This window comes from Acinetobacter modestus, from assembly GCF_014636095.1.
Classification (GTDB): domain Bacteria; phylum Pseudomonadota; class Gammaproteobacteria; order Pseudomonadales; family Moraxellaceae; genus Acinetobacter; species Acinetobacter modestus.
On sequence record NZ_BMDV01000002.1, the window covers coordinates 19,520 to 36,193 of the forward strand.

11 protein-coding genes and 1 pseudogene are annotated in these 16,674 nt (G+C 37.5%); 8 read left to right on the forward strand and 4 right to left on the reverse strand.

What is annotated here, in order from left to right; all coding sequences use genetic code 11:
- The first annotated feature begins 119 nt into the window (after positions 1 to 119).
- From ftsH to IEV17_RS04230, 6 genes are all read left to right on the forward strand, one after another.
- The gene (ftsH, locus tag IEV17_RS04205) at positions 120 to 2,015 is read left to right on the forward strand and encodes an ATP-dependent zinc metalloprotease FtsH (RefSeq protein WP_004660808.1); all 1,896 of its coding nucleotides are present in this window, start codon (positions 120 to 122) and stop codon (positions 2,013 to 2,015) included.
- Between the two features lie 70 nt (positions 2,016 to 2,085).
- A complete protein-coding gene (locus IEV17_RS04210) occupies positions 2,086 to 2,391 on the forward strand; it encodes a hypothetical protein (protein WP_004660809.1) in 306 nt (101 codons plus the stop codon).
- A 95-nt stretch (positions 2,392 to 2,486) separates the two neighbouring features.
- Positions 2,487 to 3,338 carry a dihydropteroate synthase gene (gene folP / locus IEV17_RS04215; RefSeq protein WP_004660810.1) on the forward strand — a complete coding sequence of 284 codons (852 nt, stop codon included), beginning with the start codon at positions 2,487 to 2,489 and terminating at the stop codon, positions 3,336 to 3,338.
- 94 nt (positions 3,339 to 3,432) lie between these two features.
- Positions 3,433 to 4,191: an SIMPL domain-containing protein gene (locus IEV17_RS04220; protein WP_004660811.1), complete on the forward strand. Its 759-nt coding sequence runs from the start codon at positions 3,433 to 3,435 to the stop codon at positions 4,189 to 4,191.
- A gap of 135 nt (positions 4,192 to 4,326) precedes the next feature.
- Positions 4,327 to 5,952 carry a vWA domain-containing protein gene (locus IEV17_RS04225; RefSeq protein WP_004660813.1) on the forward strand — a complete coding sequence of 542 codons (1,626 nt, stop codon included), beginning with the start codon at positions 4,327 to 4,329 and terminating at the stop codon, positions 5,950 to 5,952.
- Between the two features lie 112 nt (positions 5,953 to 6,064).
- Positions 6,065 to 6,379, forward strand: a complete 315-nt coding sequence (locus IEV17_RS04230) for a DUF5713 family protein (protein WP_034601677.1) — start codon at positions 6,065 to 6,067, stop codon at positions 6,377 to 6,379.
- 29 nt (positions 6,380 to 6,408) lie between these two features.
- On the opposite strand, the gene IEV17_RS04235 is transcribed toward IEV17_RS04230, so the two are convergent.
- Both IEV17_RS04235 and IEV17_RS04240 read right to left on the reverse strand, forming a co-directional pair.
- Positions 6,409 to 8,013, reverse strand: coding sequence for a CocE/NonD family hydrolase (locus tag IEV17_RS04235; protein WP_004660818.1), 1,605 nt, complete (start codon positions 8,011 to 8,013; stop codon positions 6,409 to 6,411).
- A gap of 120 nt (positions 8,014 to 8,133) precedes the next feature.
- A complete protein-coding gene (locus IEV17_RS04240) occupies positions 8,134 to 9,087 on the reverse strand; it encodes a DMT family transporter (RefSeq protein ID WP_004660819.1) in 954 nt (317 codons plus the stop codon).
- Between the two features lie 408 nt (positions 9,088 to 9,495).
- On the opposite strand from IEV17_RS04240, the gene pnuC reads away from it, so the two are divergent.
- Positions 9,496 to 10,068, forward strand: coding sequence for a nicotinamide riboside transporter PnuC (pnuC, locus tag IEV17_RS04245; protein ID WP_004660822.1), 573 nt, complete (start codon positions 9,496 to 9,498; stop codon positions 10,066 to 10,068).
- A 40-nt stretch (positions 10,069 to 10,108) separates the two neighbouring features.
- Here the strand turns inward: pnuC and IEV17_RS04250 are convergent.
- Positions 10,109 to 11,242: pseudogene (locus IEV17_RS04250) on the reverse strand (glycerophosphodiester phosphodiesterase).
- A 165-nt stretch (positions 11,243 to 11,407) separates the two neighbouring features.
- On the reverse strand, positions 11,408 to 13,021 hold the full coding sequence (locus IEV17_RS04255; protein WP_004660829.1) for a phosphoethanolamine transferase: 1,614 nt from the start codon (positions 13,019 to 13,021) through the stop codon (positions 11,408 to 11,410).
- A gap of 310 nt (positions 13,022 to 13,331) precedes the next feature.
- On the opposite strand from IEV17_RS04255, the gene IEV17_RS04260 reads away from it, so the two are divergent.
- Positions 13,332 to 16,439 (forward strand): multidrug efflux RND transporter permease subunit, encoded by a 3,108-nt coding sequence (locus tag IEV17_RS04260; RefSeq protein WP_004660830.1) that lies wholly within the window; start codon positions 13,332 to 13,334, stop codon positions 16,437 to 16,439.
- Positions 16,440 to 16,674: the final 235 nt, after the last annotated feature.

A 16,674-nucleotide genomic window follows, 5' to 3' on the forward strand; every position in this document is an offset into this window, starting at 1 on the left:
TGTTAAAAATTGTGCATTTTGTACCTTTTAAGTTTTTTGCAACGCAAATTCATTGCTGTTTTTGTGAAGGTCAGCCAAGATTAGGTATGATCAAATTAGATTGATATGGGAATAAAGCCTTGAGCGATTACTTCAAGAATGCCGTATTGTGGCTCATCATACTCGGTGTTCTGATTTTGATTTTTAGCAACGTCAGTGACCGCAATAAGCCTGCAGCGATGAAATATTCTGATTTCGTTGCAGCGGTGAATGCTGGGCAAATTAAACAAGTCACAATTGACGGTTTAAACATTAGTGGTGAAAAAACCAATGGTTCTTCTTTTGAAACGGTTCGTCCACAAGTAGAAGACACTGAATTGCTTCCAAGCTTGAATAAACAGAATGTAGTCGTTGAAGGTACTGCGCCACAACGTCAAGGCATTTTGATGCAACTTCTCATTGCAAGCTTCCCTGTATTACTGATCATCTTATTATTCATGTTCTTTATGCGTAATATGGGTGGGGGCGCTGGTGGCAAAAACAGCCCAATGAGTTTTGGTAAGTCAAAAGCGAAAATGTTATCTGAAGATCAGATTAAGATTACGTTTACTGATGTTGCAGGCTGTGATGAAGCAAAACAAGAAGTGGTTGAAATCGTTGACTTCTTGAAAGATCCTTCTAAGTTCAAACGTCTTGGTGCAACCATTCCTCGTGGTGTATTGATGGTTGGTCCTCCAGGTACTGGTAAAACATTATTGGCCAAAGCAATCGCCGGTGAAGCTAAAGTTCCATTCTTTAGTATCTCTGGTTCTGACTTCGTTGAAATGTTTGTTGGTGTCGGCGCTTCACGTGTCCGTGACATGTTTGAACAAGCGAAACGTCATGCTCCATGTATCATTTTCATCGATGAGATTGATGCTGTTGGTCGCCATCGTGGTTCTGGTACAGGAGGTGGTCATGATGAGCGTGAACAAACCCTGAACCAAATGCTTGTTGAGATGGATGGTTTTGAAGGTAATGAGGGTGTGATCGTCATTGCAGCAACTAACCGTGTTGATGTGCTAGATAAAGCATTACTTCGTCCAGGCCGTTTTGACCGCCAAGTGATGGTTGGTTTACCTGACATCCGTGGTCGTGAGCAAATCTTAAATGTTCATTTGAAGAAACTTCCATCTGTTACAGGTGTGGATGTTAAAGTTCTAGCACGTGGTACTCCAGGATTCTCAGGTGCTCAACTTGCGAACTTAGTCAACGAAGCTGCGTTGTTTGCTGCTCGCCGTAATAAAAACACGGTCGATATGCATGACTTTGAAGATGCAAAAGACAAGATTTACATGGGTCCAGAACGTAGATCGATGGTTATTCGTGAAGAAGAACGTCGTGCGACTGCTTACCATGAAGCTGGACATGCAATTGTTGCTGAAATTTTACCGGGTACAGATCCAGTGCATAAAGTAACAATCATGCCACGTGGTTGGGCATTGGGTGTCACTTGGCAGTTGCCTGAACAAGATCAAACCAGCCATTACAAAGATAAGATGTTGAATGAGCTTTCAATTTTATTCGGTGGTCGTATTGCCGAAGAAGTTTTCATTAATCAAATGTCGACAGGTGCATCAAACGACTTTGAACGTGCGACTAAAATGGCGCGTGCAATGGTGACTAAATATGGTATGTCTGATGCCCTTGGTGTAATGGTTTACGAAGATGAAAACCAAAATGGTTTCTTCGGTAATGTGGGGAGCCGTACAATTTCAGAAGCAACTCAGCAAAAAGTTGATGAAGAAGTACGTCGTATCTTGGATGAACAATATAAAGTTGCTCGTGATATCTTGGAAAATAATAAGGATATCGCACATGCAATGGTGAAAGCGTTGATGGAATGGGAAACCATTGATCGCGACCAAATCCGTGACATTATGGAAGGTCGTGAACCACAACCACCTAAAGTTTATATTGCTGAAAATCCCGTGGCTGCATTTGAACCACCAAAAGATGGTCCATCTACACCACCACCATTACCAGCAATGGGCTAATCATTGAATTCAAAAAAGAGCCGCTCAAGAGCGGCTCTTTTTTATGGCCAAATAAAAAGAGTGAATTAAAATGTCTAGAGTTGAAAGATTATCAGCATTATTTTTGAAGGTTGAAAATTTAGCTTATAGATATTTAGATAGAATGTTTCAGAAAAATACTTTGAATGATTTAGATATATTATGTGATTTTGATTTACTTCAATTTCAGACAGCATCTATTTTACAAGAAGTAGACAAGAATTATTATCAATCTGTATTTATTTGCAAACTTGATATTTTTCAGGAAAAAAATAAAAAACTGGGTTATTACAAACTCATTCTTGATATGGATTATCAATTTTTGGATGAATTTTTTGTCATTTTTGAAAATTTATAATGAAAATTGAGCAGATAAAAAAGATTGAAAATAAAGGAACACCTAGATCAACTGATCATTGCTAAAATATACGTTATTAGAAATGGAGAAGCTTGATGCAGTTGATGCCATTACCACCGTGCCAGTTACAATGCGGTCATTTTACACTGGATTTATCTCAGCCACAGATTATGGGTATTCTTAATGTAACACCTGACTCATTTAGTGATGGCGGACAGCACCATCGAAAAGATCAGGCGCTTCAACATGCCTTACAAATGATTGAAGATGGGGCAAAGATTATTGATATTGGTGGGGAATCTACACGTCCAAATGCATCGCCTGTAGCGCTAGAAGAAGAACTTCGTCGAGTGATTCCTGTGGTTGAAGTATTATCCAATTATGATGTAATCATTTCGATTGATACTAGTCAGCCAGAAGTGATGCGTGCTGCGGTACAAGCAGGTGCGCATATCTGGAACGACGTTCGTGCATTAACACGTCCACAGGCCTTGGAAACCGCTGCTGAGTTGAATATTCCTGTGGTGCTGATGCATATGCGTGGAGAACCTACCAATATGAATCAGCTCGATCAATATCAAGATGTAACTGAAGATGTGATTCAAGAACTACAACAACGTTTAGATCAAGCTATTGCGATTGGTGTTAAACCCGAAAATATCATTATTGACCCAGGTTTTGGCTTTGCTAAAAATGCGCAGCAAAATTTTCAATTGCTGAATGAGTTTTGGAAACTCAATCGAATGGGATATCCAATTTTATCAGGTCTATCGCGTAAGCGTTTTATTGGAGAAGCTCTAAATGGTGTACCTGCGCAGGAACGCGCCGTTGGGAGTGTAATAGGGCATTTGTTGAGTATTCAGCAGGGGGCTAGTATTGTACGAGCGCATGATGTTAAAGCCACAAGCGATGCGATTAAAGTCTGGAATATGATGCAAAATCATTAAGCTGGTATACCTCAATAGGGCCCTATGGCTCTATTGACTTGCTGAATCAGATTAAATATAACAAATGTATAATTAAATTGAGTGATATTAAAAAATGGAAAATAAAACAATCACATATAAAAGTTTATGGGTGTTTGCTCTTATTCTGAGTCTCGGTTTTATTGCTTCTGCTGCTGTGATGGGCTATGCGCTTAAACAGTTTAATGGCACCAAAAATTCAATTACAGTCAAAGGTTTAGCTGAGAAACCGATTCAAGCAGATTCAGCACGTTGGGAAATCAACTTACAAACCAACCACACTTCAGCGACGATCCCAGAAGCTTATCAATTACTCGATCAACACATGAAGGAACTACAAAGTTTTTTTGTTGAACACGGATTCAAAGCCGAAAATATGCAATTCGGAAATAAAAGTTCTCAGCCCTATTATGAAGAAGTGAATATGGGGGAAGGGCGGATCAATCGTGAGTTTAAAGGCTATATGGCATTACAATCTTTAGTGATCAATAGTCGTGATATTAAGAAGATTGAACAAGCGGCTAAAGATGCTTATATCTTGGATGAAAAGGGCATCGCTATTGAACAGAAACCTGAATATCTCGTTTCGAATTTAGAAGAAATCAAAATGTCCTTGATTGCCAATGCAACCAAGAATGCGCATAGCCGTGCCAATGAGTTTGCTAAAGTTGGTAATGTTCAAGTGGGGATGATGCGTTCAGCTAGTCAAGGTGCATTCTATATTCTGCCAGAAAGTGGTTCGGATGATGATAGTGATTATGGGGGTGCTTATGATAAAGCGACTATTAATAAAATTGCCCGTGTGGTCGTCACTATTAATTATGCAATTGAGTAGAAACTTAATTTAGATCGAAAATAAATAATTTTTAGATAGATACATTCGAACACGATGTATCTATCTTTTTTTTCATACAATTCTGCATATATCGACTTTATTTGAAAAGACAAAATAGAATTGGGGAATTGAATAATGCATCAATCAACAAAAATACTTACATTGAGTTTGCTTAGTTGTATGATTATGGCGTGTAGTAATCCAGTCAAACAACAAGCACATGTTGTCGTTGAGACCGGAATGCCCGTACCTGCACCACTATCGTCTATGAATAGCACGCAGAAAATGATCGCACCAGCATCATACATTGCGGCGATGCCAGCAATGGAAAGATCGCGTTTAGAACAAGATACGGAAAAATACCAAAAGAATGATGTTAATCCCGTTCATCGAGTCGCAGATCAAGCTATTTCAACCTTTAGTATTGATGTAGATGCAGGTAGTTATACCAATACACGCCGTTTTTTGAATGATGGACGTTTACCACCTGTTGACGCCGTTCGTGCAGAGGAGATGATTAATTATTTTGATTATCAGTATCCGCAGCCAAATAATGTACATCCATTTTCAGTCAGTACTGAAACTGTCGACTCGCCGTGGAAAGAAAATGCCAAGCTGATCAAAATTGGGATTCAAGCTAAAGATTTAAGCACCAAACAATTGCCACCTGCCAATTTGGTATTCTTGGTTGATGTTTCAGGCAGTATGGATGCTGCAGATAAACTTCCATTAGTTAAACAAACTTTGCGGTTACTCACGGAGCAACTTCGAGCTCAGGATAAAGTCACCATCATTACTTATGCGAGCGGCGAAAAATTGGTATTAGAACCGACAGCCGGTAATGAAAAAGATAAGATTCTAGCAGTGATTAATACATTACAAGCAAGTGGTGCAACGGCAGGAGAACAAGCGATTCAACTGGCTTATAAGCAAGCAGAAAAAGCCTTTGTGAAAAATGGTATTAACCGCATTTTACTGGCGACAGATGGTGATTTTAATGTTGGTATTACTGACTTTAGTACTTTAAAAGGCATGGTCGCTGAGAAACGCAAAAGTGGTATTTCTCTAACAACATTAGGTTTTGGTACTGGAAACTACAATGAACAGCTCATGGAACAATTGGCGGATGCAGGTGATGGAAATTACAGCTATATCGATAATAAAAATGAAGCAAAAAAAGTCGTAGAACGGCAGCTTTCATCGACACTTGCAACGGTTGCTCAGGATGTCAAAATTCAGGTTGAATTTAACCCTGCGACGGTGAAGGAATATCGTTTGGTGGGGTATGAAAATCGGATGCTAAAACAGGAAGATTTTAATAATGATAAAGTAGATGCAGGAGATATTGGAGCAGGGCATAACGTAACAGCAATTTATGAAATCGTTCCAGTTGGACAACAAGGCTGGCTCAATGATTCACGTTATCAGGCATCGACAAAAACAGATACAACAAAAAAATCTGAATATGCGTTTGTAAATTTGCGCTATAAATTGCCAAATCAAGAGAAGAGTATTCTTTTAAACCAAGCTGTAAAAGCTGAAAGTAAGTCCCTTGCTCAGGCCAATAGCGATACTCGTTTTGCCATTGCAGTGGCTTCCTATGCCCAGCAGCTAAAAGGTGGGCAATACAATGCTGCTATGGGGTGGGATCAAATTATTCAGTTAGCCCAGCAATCTGCAAAACCAGATCCTTACCAAATGCGTGAGGAATTTATAGAGCTTGCCAAGATCGCAAAAAGTTTAAGCACTAAAAAAGACTAAATTATCTTTTTAAAAAAGCGGTCGGAAAGATCGCTTTTTTTATGTCTAAATATCGTGATTTGTATGAGATTATGTTATAAGCATGGCGTTTTATTGGCATATTATTTTATTTATGTTCGAAGATCTCCTTCTCCCCATGTTTGATGATGAATATTATCCTGATATTCTCGTTGCCGAAGTTAAACAACAGATTAAATACTTTTCCAAAAAGGTGAGTCGTTCAGGTTTAACTGAAGCAGAAATATATCATTTTGCTCATCATACAATGATCGCAATTAATGAGATGAAACCCCAGTTTGAAGACCTAGATTCAAGTTTAGATGATACGGCTGCGGATTACATTGCTGAAGCTATGATGATGATTGTGCAAGAAGCTGGTTATTTTGAGATTGAAATGGAACAATTGATTGCAAATCGAGAGTGGTAAAATTCACTCTCGACGTTTAGAAATTATAATTATTCCTTATTTGAAATATCACTCCAAAATTTAGGTAAAGTAATTTGACCTGAAATCCATACTTCAATTTTAGGTTGTTTAATTTTTTGATAATAAATACTTTCGGTCTGAATCAGTAAGCCTAAAGTATCGCCTTTGTTTAAACGCCCATTAATACTAGGTAATTCAATAGCTTGATTTTCTTTCGATGCTGAATTTTTATTAGAAATAACTTGGTCAAAAGTATGTTTTTTGCTTGGATTTAATGCTGTTGTTTGATCGTTTAAAATAGCATATTTACCTATTTTTCCAGATTTAATGGCCATAGAAATAAATAGTGTTGGTTCTACTTTATTGTTTGGCGTTTCGATCTTTAAAGTAAGTTGTGGTGTACCTGTGATATGTGCCAATTCAGTTATCGTATGGATCGGAACAAACACAGCTTGCGAATTCTGAGGTTCGATCCAAGTTTTATTTAACGTGTATTGTGTTTTTGCATCCAAATCTTTGAACTTATAGACTGGGCTTTTGTCGACACATAATTCTGGTAAATCAATTGTTGCGGTTTGGTCTTTGAGTTTTTGATCAAACCATCCCATGATCGTGTCTTGTAATTTATATTTTTTTTGATTTCCACAGGTGACAGATTTACCAATATACCAAAAAGGAGTATCACCCAATGGAGAATGCTGTGCAAATGGTTGTAAATGTCCACCTTGTACACCGATTAAATGCACTTCATGCTGCGCTTTGTGAATACATTGAGCTGCCTTTACACCTTGGTTAAAAGGAAATAGAACATCTCTAAATCCTTGAATGATGAGCGCATCTGCTTGAGGGGCTTGTGCAGTTTCACAAAACCAACTTGCTTGATGTGTCTTTAGAAAATCATAAGTTGATTGTTTCAACTGACCTTGTTGGGTATCTTGATACGCTTGTTTAAGTTGCAGATCAAATTTGTTCCAATTCCACCAATCGCCAATCAAATTCAAGAAACTTAGCCAGTCACCTTTAGGGACACCATTAGGCACAAGACTTTCGACGATGTCATACCAAGTTGTGATAGGTACAATTGCTTGTAAGCGAGGATCTAAAGCGGAAGCAATATATTGCACACCTCCTGCATAAGATTCGCCAATCATGCCCGTACGAACCCCATTTGTGTTTTGTGCGAGTTGCGGCAAATTTTTTTCAGCCCAGTTCATGATGCTGATGACATCTTGAGCTTCTTTTTCAGGATCGGTTAAGCGAATTTTACCCTGACTATTTCCATGACCACGTTGATCATAGCTGATTACCCAATAGCCATTTTTCCACGCTGTTTTGGCTACTTGACCCGTCGGAAGTAAAAAACCATATAAGCTTAATTCTGGTCTTTTCATTCGAGATAAACCAAAACCATGTGTATGTAGCAGCAAAGGGCCTGTTTGTCCTACTTTTAAATGAGGTTGATACACTGTAAAGGCAATGATTGTTCCATCTGCTGCGATTGTTTTTGCTTGAAAATAACGTTGTTTTAATTCTGTTGGTTGCGATTGAATTTTTTGAGGTCGAATTGTCGCATTGACACAACCTTGTAATAGCAAAAAAATGCCAAAGCAAAGCCATAAAATATTTGAACGCATAGATTCTTTCATCCTTGAGCAAATCTGTGGGAAATTCTAATTGGATGGTGTGTAGTTTACTGTGTGAAACGGATTGAGACTATAAAGGATAGGTCATTTTATTGACCTATCAGTTTTATACTATTTAATTCGATGTGGACTTGAGCGATAAGCATATAAGAACAATCCCGCACATAAAAAGATTAACCCTAAAATCAAATGTGAGCTAAGCGGCTCATGATTGAAAAATATCCCCCAAAAACTTGCTAATACAGGCGTCATAATCGTAATCAGCATCACTGTCGTTGGGTTAAGTTTTTGAATAAGATTAAAGTAAAAAATCATAGCTAATACTGATGAAAAAACGGCGCTGTAAAGTAAAGCAAGACACACCTGTAAACTTGGTAACTGCACTGGCATTTGAGTCATAAAGAATGGTAGTAAACATAAATAGCCGAACCATGAAAAAATTGTTGACCCTGTCGTTTGAATAATAGGATGGATCGAAGCACCAATTTTAGCAACGAGAAACATCGAAACTACATAAAGTAGCACAGCAATAATTTCATACAGCACACCAACGAGGTCCATATTAATTTGCTTAGAGCCAACACCGAGTGTGAGTGATAGCCCCAAAATGGCAAGCAATAATCCATACCATTGACGTTGAAAAAAATGCTCACGTTTCAAAATAAAAACTGCAATCAGGCCTGACCATAAAGGTGCTGTTCCATAAATAATCGAGATCATTCCAGATGAAACCTTAGTTGCCCCCATATAACAGAATGCCATTGATCCAAATAAACCAATCGCGCCAGCGGCATAACTCATCATGGCTTTAAAGTTTAGAATGAGTCTAAGTCGAAAATAAAAAAGACAAATTAGGGCAAGAGGAATGGCGAGAGTGAATCGAATGAATAAGCCCCACGCCCAATGAATTTCATGTACTGTCCAGACAGCCGCCAATGGAGTAAAAGACCAAATCAGCACAACTGCAATAAATTGACCGACTGTAGCTAGGCGAGGGGAGTTGGGTGCTACAGTCGGTTGAATCTGTGTCGTTTGTATAAAGTTCTTTTGTTGAAACTGTGTCATGAAAATGCTCCTGTTTAGTTTGATAGCAATACTGTATTTGAGTGATTAAAAAATGAAGGCAATAAAAAAGGTCGCGATTGAGGCGACCTTTTTTCAAATGATGAGATGTTTAAATGATCATCGGATGAAGCTGTGCAAAGTCCCCTCGCATAAAAATGCAGACGCGTCGCCACATTGCATTGGCGGGAATACAATGTGAGATATCAATAAGACGCATTTTGGAAACTGTGTTGAGAAGCATATTAAAAAATTAAAAAAACTTTTCATTTTTATAGCATAAGGCTTGAGCGAAAAGTAGTCGTTATCTGAAAAATAATTTCAATCTAAAATGATGTTAGAATTTTTTTGTTGCTTAAATAAAGAATCTTTTGATAATGATGTGATTCAGTTTTTCAAAGTTGTTTACTCTTGTCTTCTTTAGAAATTATTGCCGTTATTATTAGTGTGCTCGGTGTTGCGCTTACGATAAAACGGAATATGTGGTGTTGGTGGTTTAATTTTTTGGCATTTATTTTATATGCTTACCTTTTTTTCACCTTTAAATTATACGGTGAGACGATTTTACAATTCTTATTTATGCTGATTAATTTCTATGGTTTTTATTATTGGCTGAAAGGTAAACGCCAAGACCATGAGATTCGGATCGAACCAATTGCTGTCAAAACAGTACTGATGCAAATGTGTTTGGCAACAATAGGTGGATTATTGTTTGGTTTAACGCTTAAACATTTTACCGATGCTGCTGTACCGTTATTAGATGCCCAACTTGCTGCTTTTAGTTTATTGGCAACCTATTGGACGAGTCGTAAACATATTGCAACTTGGGTACTTTGGGTATTTGTCGATATTGTCTATGTAGGTATGTTTATTTATAAAGAATTATTTTTAACCGCAGGATTGTATGCCGCTTTTGTGTTGTTGGCTGCATATGGTTGGTGGCAATGGGAACAAGTCAAACACAAGCAACTCACTCTTTCTTAAAAATAAGAGCAGTAGAACTGCCCTTATTCACTACTTTGACTTATTTAGTTGCTTGATAACTTTGCACTGCCTGACGACCTAATGCAGGATCATCAGTAAATACACCATCTACGCCAGCCTTGAAGTAAAGTTGCATTTCCTTGATTGAACCAGACTCACAACGCTCAGCTGCTTTGGACGTATCCTTACTACATTTTAAGTTGTCTGGTAGAAAGTTGTTTTCTGGACGGAAGGTATAAGGATGTACTTTTAAATTGACTTTATGAGCATCTGCAATAAAAGAGGTGGTCTGTGTCATTGCGGCATCTTTAAAGACATAGACTTTCCAAGGACCTACACCATTGGCGTAGGTCGAAACATCTTTGAGACCTTGTGCCGTTGCCAGATCTGCATAGGTTTTAGGATTGTTTTGTGCAACATAATCTGCTGGTCTTGCTTCAGGCGAATCATAGAGCTGAATTAATTGTGCATGCTTAACACTCTTGTGTAAATCGAGTTGGTTTTTTAAATATTTTAAATTGCCAACTTCAAAAGATTGTAAATAAATAGGCGCAATATCGCGGCTATATTGGTATTTGGATAAGGTTTTTAACAAAGTATCTTCCATTGCCAAATTCTGTTTTTGGAAATAGGTCGGGTGTTTGGTTTCTGGATAAAGACCAATAATTTTGCCCGTTTTTTGATAATGCTTTGCAGCTAAATCAATGATTTCATCAAGTGTCGGGATTTCAAATTGATCATTATATTGTGTATTGGCAGCGCGATACTGGGGAATACGCTCACGTGCTTTGAGCTGTTTTAGCTCGGCCAAAGTAAAATCTTCAGTAAATCAACCTGTTAAACTCACGTCATCAATGATTTTAGTTCTTTTACGGTCTGCAAATTGAGGAAGCGTTGCAACATTGGTTGTGCCGCTGATCTCATTTTCATGGCGAGCAACCAATATGCCGTCTTTGCTTGATACCAAATCTGGTTCAATAAAATCAGCACCATCATCAATGGCTTTTTGATAGGATGCAAGTGTATGTTCTGGCCGAAGTGCGCTTGCGCCACGATGTCCAATCACTTGCGGTAATTGAAGTTCAGGTTGCGCCGTGCTGTGTTGATCTTTGTTGTCATCATGGCAAGCTGTCAGACCGATCAAGCTGACACAGACTAATGCTTTTTTGAACATAATTTAACTCATTAGTTTTTCTTAAAGCATTGATCTTGTCGTTTTAATTTATCAAATGGATGACAATCAGATGATAATTTTATGAAAATAATGAAATTTTTTAACTGAATGTTTGAAATTCAATATCTCATTTCAGGCTTTGATAAAGCGGGGTATGGAGGGAGATTATGACTTCTGTTTCCAATAAGGCCAATTTACTTCAGGCGTAAAACGATAATCACGATCTAACCAATAAGATTGTGGTGAAGCAGTTTTATTTTTAAGACCCATGATACGCATTAAGTTGTTATCAAGTTCTGCTGTATTGAGTATTTTGTCTTTATTGACACCCGTGACTTGCATATTGTCATGCCATATAATCACAGGAACTTGGTATCCAGCTTTTGTATTCGGGCTGTGACCCGCATAGTCAATCTCATGACCAACTTCATTTCCGTGATCTGAAACGACCATAAAAGATCTAAAATCAGAATTATTATCAGCCTTTAGATCATCTAAAAATCTGGCAAGCAACGAGTCTTCATATAACACTGCATTATCATAATCATTACGTAGTGAACGAACCCAAGGATCAATATTACGATTCTTGAGGTCGAGTTCGACAGCATCATTACTGTCTCCAGTAAATTTATTAAACGCTAATGGGTAACGTTCTTGGTAATTTGGATGTGCACCAATCAAATGAAGAATAATCAGTTTTTTAGGATCTGGATCTGCAAGAGCTTGTTGATAAACGGGAATAAGTTTTTCGTCTAATGAATTACTACTTCTTCCTGATCGTGTATTTTTATAAACAGCCGTATCTGCATAAGAACCAAATAATGAAGATAAATAACTATCATCTTGATTGCTTAACCAATAAATTTTATAGCCTGCTGCTCGAGCGTAAGCTAAAACGCTTTCTGAAGAATATTGATCATGCGCAGATGCAGGACTTTCAGTCAATAAAACACGTAGCGCATTAATCGTTGAAGGTGACGGTGAAAATGCATTACAAAAGATTTTTAACTCATCAAGTTTTTTTGCTAATTCTGGAGTCGTCTCGCGTTGATAACCACAAACACCTAAATTTAAACTTGTTAAACTCTCTGAGAGAATTAACACATGTGTTTGTTTCTCATCCTTTTTTTTTGTTAGAGTTAAATTTTGCTTTGCACTGATGTCCCATTGTCTGTGTACATTTTGATGTTGTTTAATTCTATTTTTAAAATCCTGAAGTTTTGTTTGATAGTCTGACCAAAAAATGATGGGATGAACTTTACGTGATGGCTTCATTAAATAACTTGTTATTGTTAATAGAACAAGTAAAACGATACAACTACGATAAATTCGACTCTGCCACATCTGATCAAGATGGTGAGCTTTAATCAGTTTGAAAGTAGAAATGCTGTAAATAATTAGCAAGCAAAGTAGGCTAAAAATCACACTTAAGATTGTGCTTAAGTGTAGTTGTATGAATTCCCACGTTTCTTGCTGACTGGTATTGGCTATGGCTTCAATAATAAAATAGGCTTCATTATCACTATTAAATAAAAACCACGTACTCGAACGTAGGAGTACATCAAGCCAAGTCGCAAACCACCATAAAACAGTAAGTCCATACCAATATTTTTTTTGTGTTTTAATGGCAAGCCAAATTAAACCTACACCTGGCAAAGAAAGGAATCCCAGTCTTAAACCATCAGATAAATTACCAGCAATACTAAGTAATCCCCCAGTAATTAATGCGGGCAATAGAATTAGGAGCAGAATATTAAAATGTTTAAAACTGGCCTTCATATATGCCTAGAAAAATAAGGGAGCAACAGGGAGCGTGCTACTATCGGTTTAAGTGAGTGGAGTGTCAATCTAAAATTAAGAAGTATTTGATTGGATAGTAAATTAAATTTTTGACCTCATTTGTTTTCGATGAGATATGCTGATGATCAATAAAAAATCCATTATTTCTCCGTAATTTTCGCTTTTTGCAATGATATGTTAATAAGGATGGTGTTTCCTTGAAAGCTCGGTAATGATCGTAGATTGAAAGTGCCTCTATTTTCCTATCTTTTTGAAAAAATTGACTGTTTCCACAATGGAATGAGCAGCCATGCTATCTAAATTTTTTATTGAGCGTCCAATTTTCGCAAGTGTGCTTGCCATTATTGTTATGGCATTAGGAATACTCGCAATTCTGAATTTGCCAGTTGAACGTTATCCTGATATTGCCCCACCGAAAATTACAGTATCGACCAACTATAGTGGCGCTGATGCTAAAACAGTTGAACAAAGTGTAACTCAAGTTTTAGAGCAGCAAATCCAAGGTCTCGACCATTTACTGTACTTTAGTTCAACCAGCGATGCAGCTGGTCGTAGCCGTATTACGATTAGTTTTGAAAATGGCACAAATCCCGATACAGCACAGGTTCAAGTACAAAATAAAATTAGTGGCGTGATACGCCGTCTCCCAGATGCGGTACAACGGCAGGGAGTTAATGTCACTAAGTCCTTGGGTGATACCTTTATGGTGATTGGACTGTATGACAGTACAGGGCAAGCAAATAATATTGCGTTGTCTGATTATCTATCTACACATGTCCTTGATAATTTAAATCGGATTGATGGCGTCGGTGAAACAGATGTTTTTGGATCGCAGTATGCAATGCGAATTTGGCTAGATCCAAATAAATTGACTCAATATAATTTAATTCCAAATGATGTCGTTACCGCGATTACCACTCAAAATACACAGGTTGCAGCAGGTGCGATCGGAGATTTGCCTGTTGTTCAAGGTCAATACTTGAATGCAAAAGTAACAGCAGGTTCTCGCTTAAAGACGATTCAAGATTTTGAACAAATTATTGTAAAATCAGATGTATCTGGAAGTTTTGTTCAATTAAAAGATATTGCTCGGATTGAATTAGGGGCAGAAAATTATCAATCATTTAATACGATCAATGGTTATCCAGCTGCAGGTCTTGGCATTTCTTTATCTTCGGGTGCCAATGCGATTCAAACATCTAAGTTTATTCATCAAACTTTAGATGAACTCTCTAGCAAGCTTCCAACAGGGTATAAGATCGTTTATCCAAGAGATAATACTCCCTTTGTGCAAGAATCTATTAAAGAGGTGATTAAAACACTTGTCGAAGCAATTGGTTTAGTTATTTTAGTCATGTTTCTTTTTCTTCAAAGTTGGCGTGCGACGCTTATTCCAAGTATTACTGTACCGATCGTGATTTTAGGGACTTTTGCTGTACTTGAATTACTTGGATTTAGTATTAATACCTTAACTCTCTTTGCATTGGTGCTTGCTATTGGTTTGTTGGTTGATGATGCAATTGTTGTGGTGGAAAATGTTGAACGGCTTATGCATGAGCAGCATTTGTCACCCAAACAAGCAGCCGTTGAATCTATGCAAGAAATTAGCGGTGCATTGATTGGAATTACCATGGTGTTAACAGCCGTTTTTATTCCAATGTCTTTTTTTGCGGGTTCAATTGGGGTTATCTATCGTCAGTTTTCAATCACTTTAGTTGCTGCGATGGTCTTATCTTTAGTAGTCGCCTTGGTGCTTACACCTGCTTTATGTGCTTTGATTTTAAAGCCAAACCATCAACCCAAGTCATGGGCGATTCGGTTCAATAACAGGATAGACACACTTAAAAATAAGTATTTATCTCTAGTGCAAACCATGCTTCGTTATAAAATCTCTGTATCTGTGATTTTTATTGCATTAATTGCCGTATTTGCTTTGTTCTATAGCAGTCTGCAAAGTAGTTTTTTACCAAAAGAAGACCAAGGGATATTAAGTGTTCAATTTAAATTAGTGGATAGTGCACCACTTTCAAAAAGTCAGGAGGTCGGTGAGGCAATTCGTCATTATTTTCTTCAGAATGAAAAAGCAAATGTCAATTTAGTGCTTATTCGCTACGGACGAAATAATTCTGGAACGGGGCAAAATCTTGGACAAGGCTTTGTTTCATTAAATCATTGGGACAACCGTACTGGGAAGAAAAACTCTGCTGAAGCTATTCGCAAGAGAGCACTTAAATATTTTAGCCAATTTCCCGATGCACAGATTAATGTGACGTTGCCTGCTTCTGTAAATGGATTAGGCGCAACAGATGGAATGGATTTATGGATTCAGGATATCAATGGGCAAGGTGAACAATTCCTCGATCAAAGTGTTAAACAGCTGCAACAGTTGGGACAAAAATATTCAAGTTTTGAAAACTTAGATAAACAATCCACTGATAGTAAAGCTACTTTGAATGTGAAGATTGACCATAAGCAAGCGATGGCAAATGGTTTAAATCTAAATGAAATTAATAGTACTTTGTCGACCGCATGGGGTGGGACATATGTGAATGACTTTATTGACCGTGGTCGAATTAAACAAGTTATTTTACAAGGTGATGCACCATTCCGTTCTAAGCCTGAAGACTTATATAGCTGGTCAGTACGCAATAATCAAAATCAAATGGTTCCTTTTAGTTCATTTTCAACGACATCATGGGGAGGGACACCAAGCATTGTACAACGCTATATGGGATACAGTGCTTTGCAATTACAAGCTAACGTTGTCAGTGGTCAATCTTCAGGCCAAGCCATGAAAGATATTGAACAGTTGGTGGGTCAACAAGAAGGCTTAGGTTTACTATGGACTGGGCTTTCTTATCAAGAGCAGCAATCGACTAATCAAGCAATTTGGCTATATTTAATTTCTATTGCATTTATTTTTCTATGTTTAGCCGCGTTGTATGAAAGTCTGCGTATTCCTATGGCTGTGATGACCGCAATTCCTTTAGGGATTGGCGGTAGTATTATTTTTGCCCATATTTTTGGTTTACCAAATGATGTTTACTTTCAGATCGCTTTACTTACAACAATTGGCTTATCCTGTAAAAATGCAATTTTGATTGTTGAATTTGCAGCGATGGCACAAACACAAGGAAAAAATGCCATTCAAGCAGCACTACAAGGTGCAGGGCTGCGTTTGCGTCCTATTCTAATGACTTCTTTTGCATTTGGCGCGGGAGTTATTCCACTGGTTTTTGCATTTGGAGCAGGGGCTGTAAGCCGTCAAGAAATTGGTATCAGTGTTTTAGGTGGTGTGATATTCGGGACAGTATTGGTACTGATATTTATTCCATTTATGTTTGTACTTGTTGCTAATATCTTTAAACCTAAAGAAGAAATTGAAATTTTTAAATAAAAATAATGAAAGCCAAGCAATAGAAATGAATTATTCATGGATTAATTTAAAACACGAATTGTTCATTTTTGTTGTGTAAGTTGAGAATATAAAAAAATATTTGTAGTATGGCTCTGCCGTATAAACGGTTTAACTAGGTTTAATGCCCTAAATGGACACGCAGAGTTGTAGTTTAATCCAAATTACACATTTTTATATTCATCAAAATCTGAATGAAGCTTCTTATTCGACAGTA

Excerpts from the sequence above, each read along its gene's own strand:
- IEV17_RS04210 (WP_004660809.1), top strand. The coding sequence starts at position 2,086 with ATGTCTAGAGTTGAAAGATTATCAGCATTATTTTTGAAGGTTGAAAAT.
- folP (WP_004660810.1), top strand. The coding sequence starts at position 2,487 with ATGCAGTTGATGCCATTACCACCGTGCCAGTTACAATGCGGTCATTTT.
- IEV17_RS04220 (WP_004660811.1), top strand. The coding sequence starts at position 3,433 with ATGGAAAATAAAACAATCACATATAAAAGTTTATGGGTGTTTGCTCTT.
- IEV17_RS04225 (WP_004660813.1), top strand. The coding sequence starts at position 4,327 with ATGCATCAATCAACAAAAATACTTACATTGAGTTTGCTTAGTTGTATG.
- IEV17_RS04230 (WP_034601677.1), top strand. The coding sequence starts at position 6,065 with ATGTTCGAAGATCTCCTTCTCCCCATGTTTGATGATGAATATTATCCT.
- IEV17_RS04235 (WP_004660818.1), bottom strand. The coding sequence starts at position 8,013 with ATGCGTTCAAATATTTTATGGCTTTGCTTTGGCATTTTTTTGCTATTA.
- IEV17_RS04240 (WP_004660819.1), bottom strand. The coding sequence starts at position 9,087 with ATGACACAGTTTCAACAAAAGAACTTTATACAAACGACACAGATTCAA.
- IEV17_RS04255 (WP_004660829.1), bottom strand. The coding sequence starts at position 13,021 with ATGAAGGCCAGTTTTAAACATTTTAATATTCTGCTCCTAATTCTATTG.
- IEV17_RS04260 (WP_004660830.1), top strand. The coding sequence starts at position 13,332 with ATGCTATCTAAATTTTTTATTGAGCGTCCAATTTTCGCAAGTGTGCTT.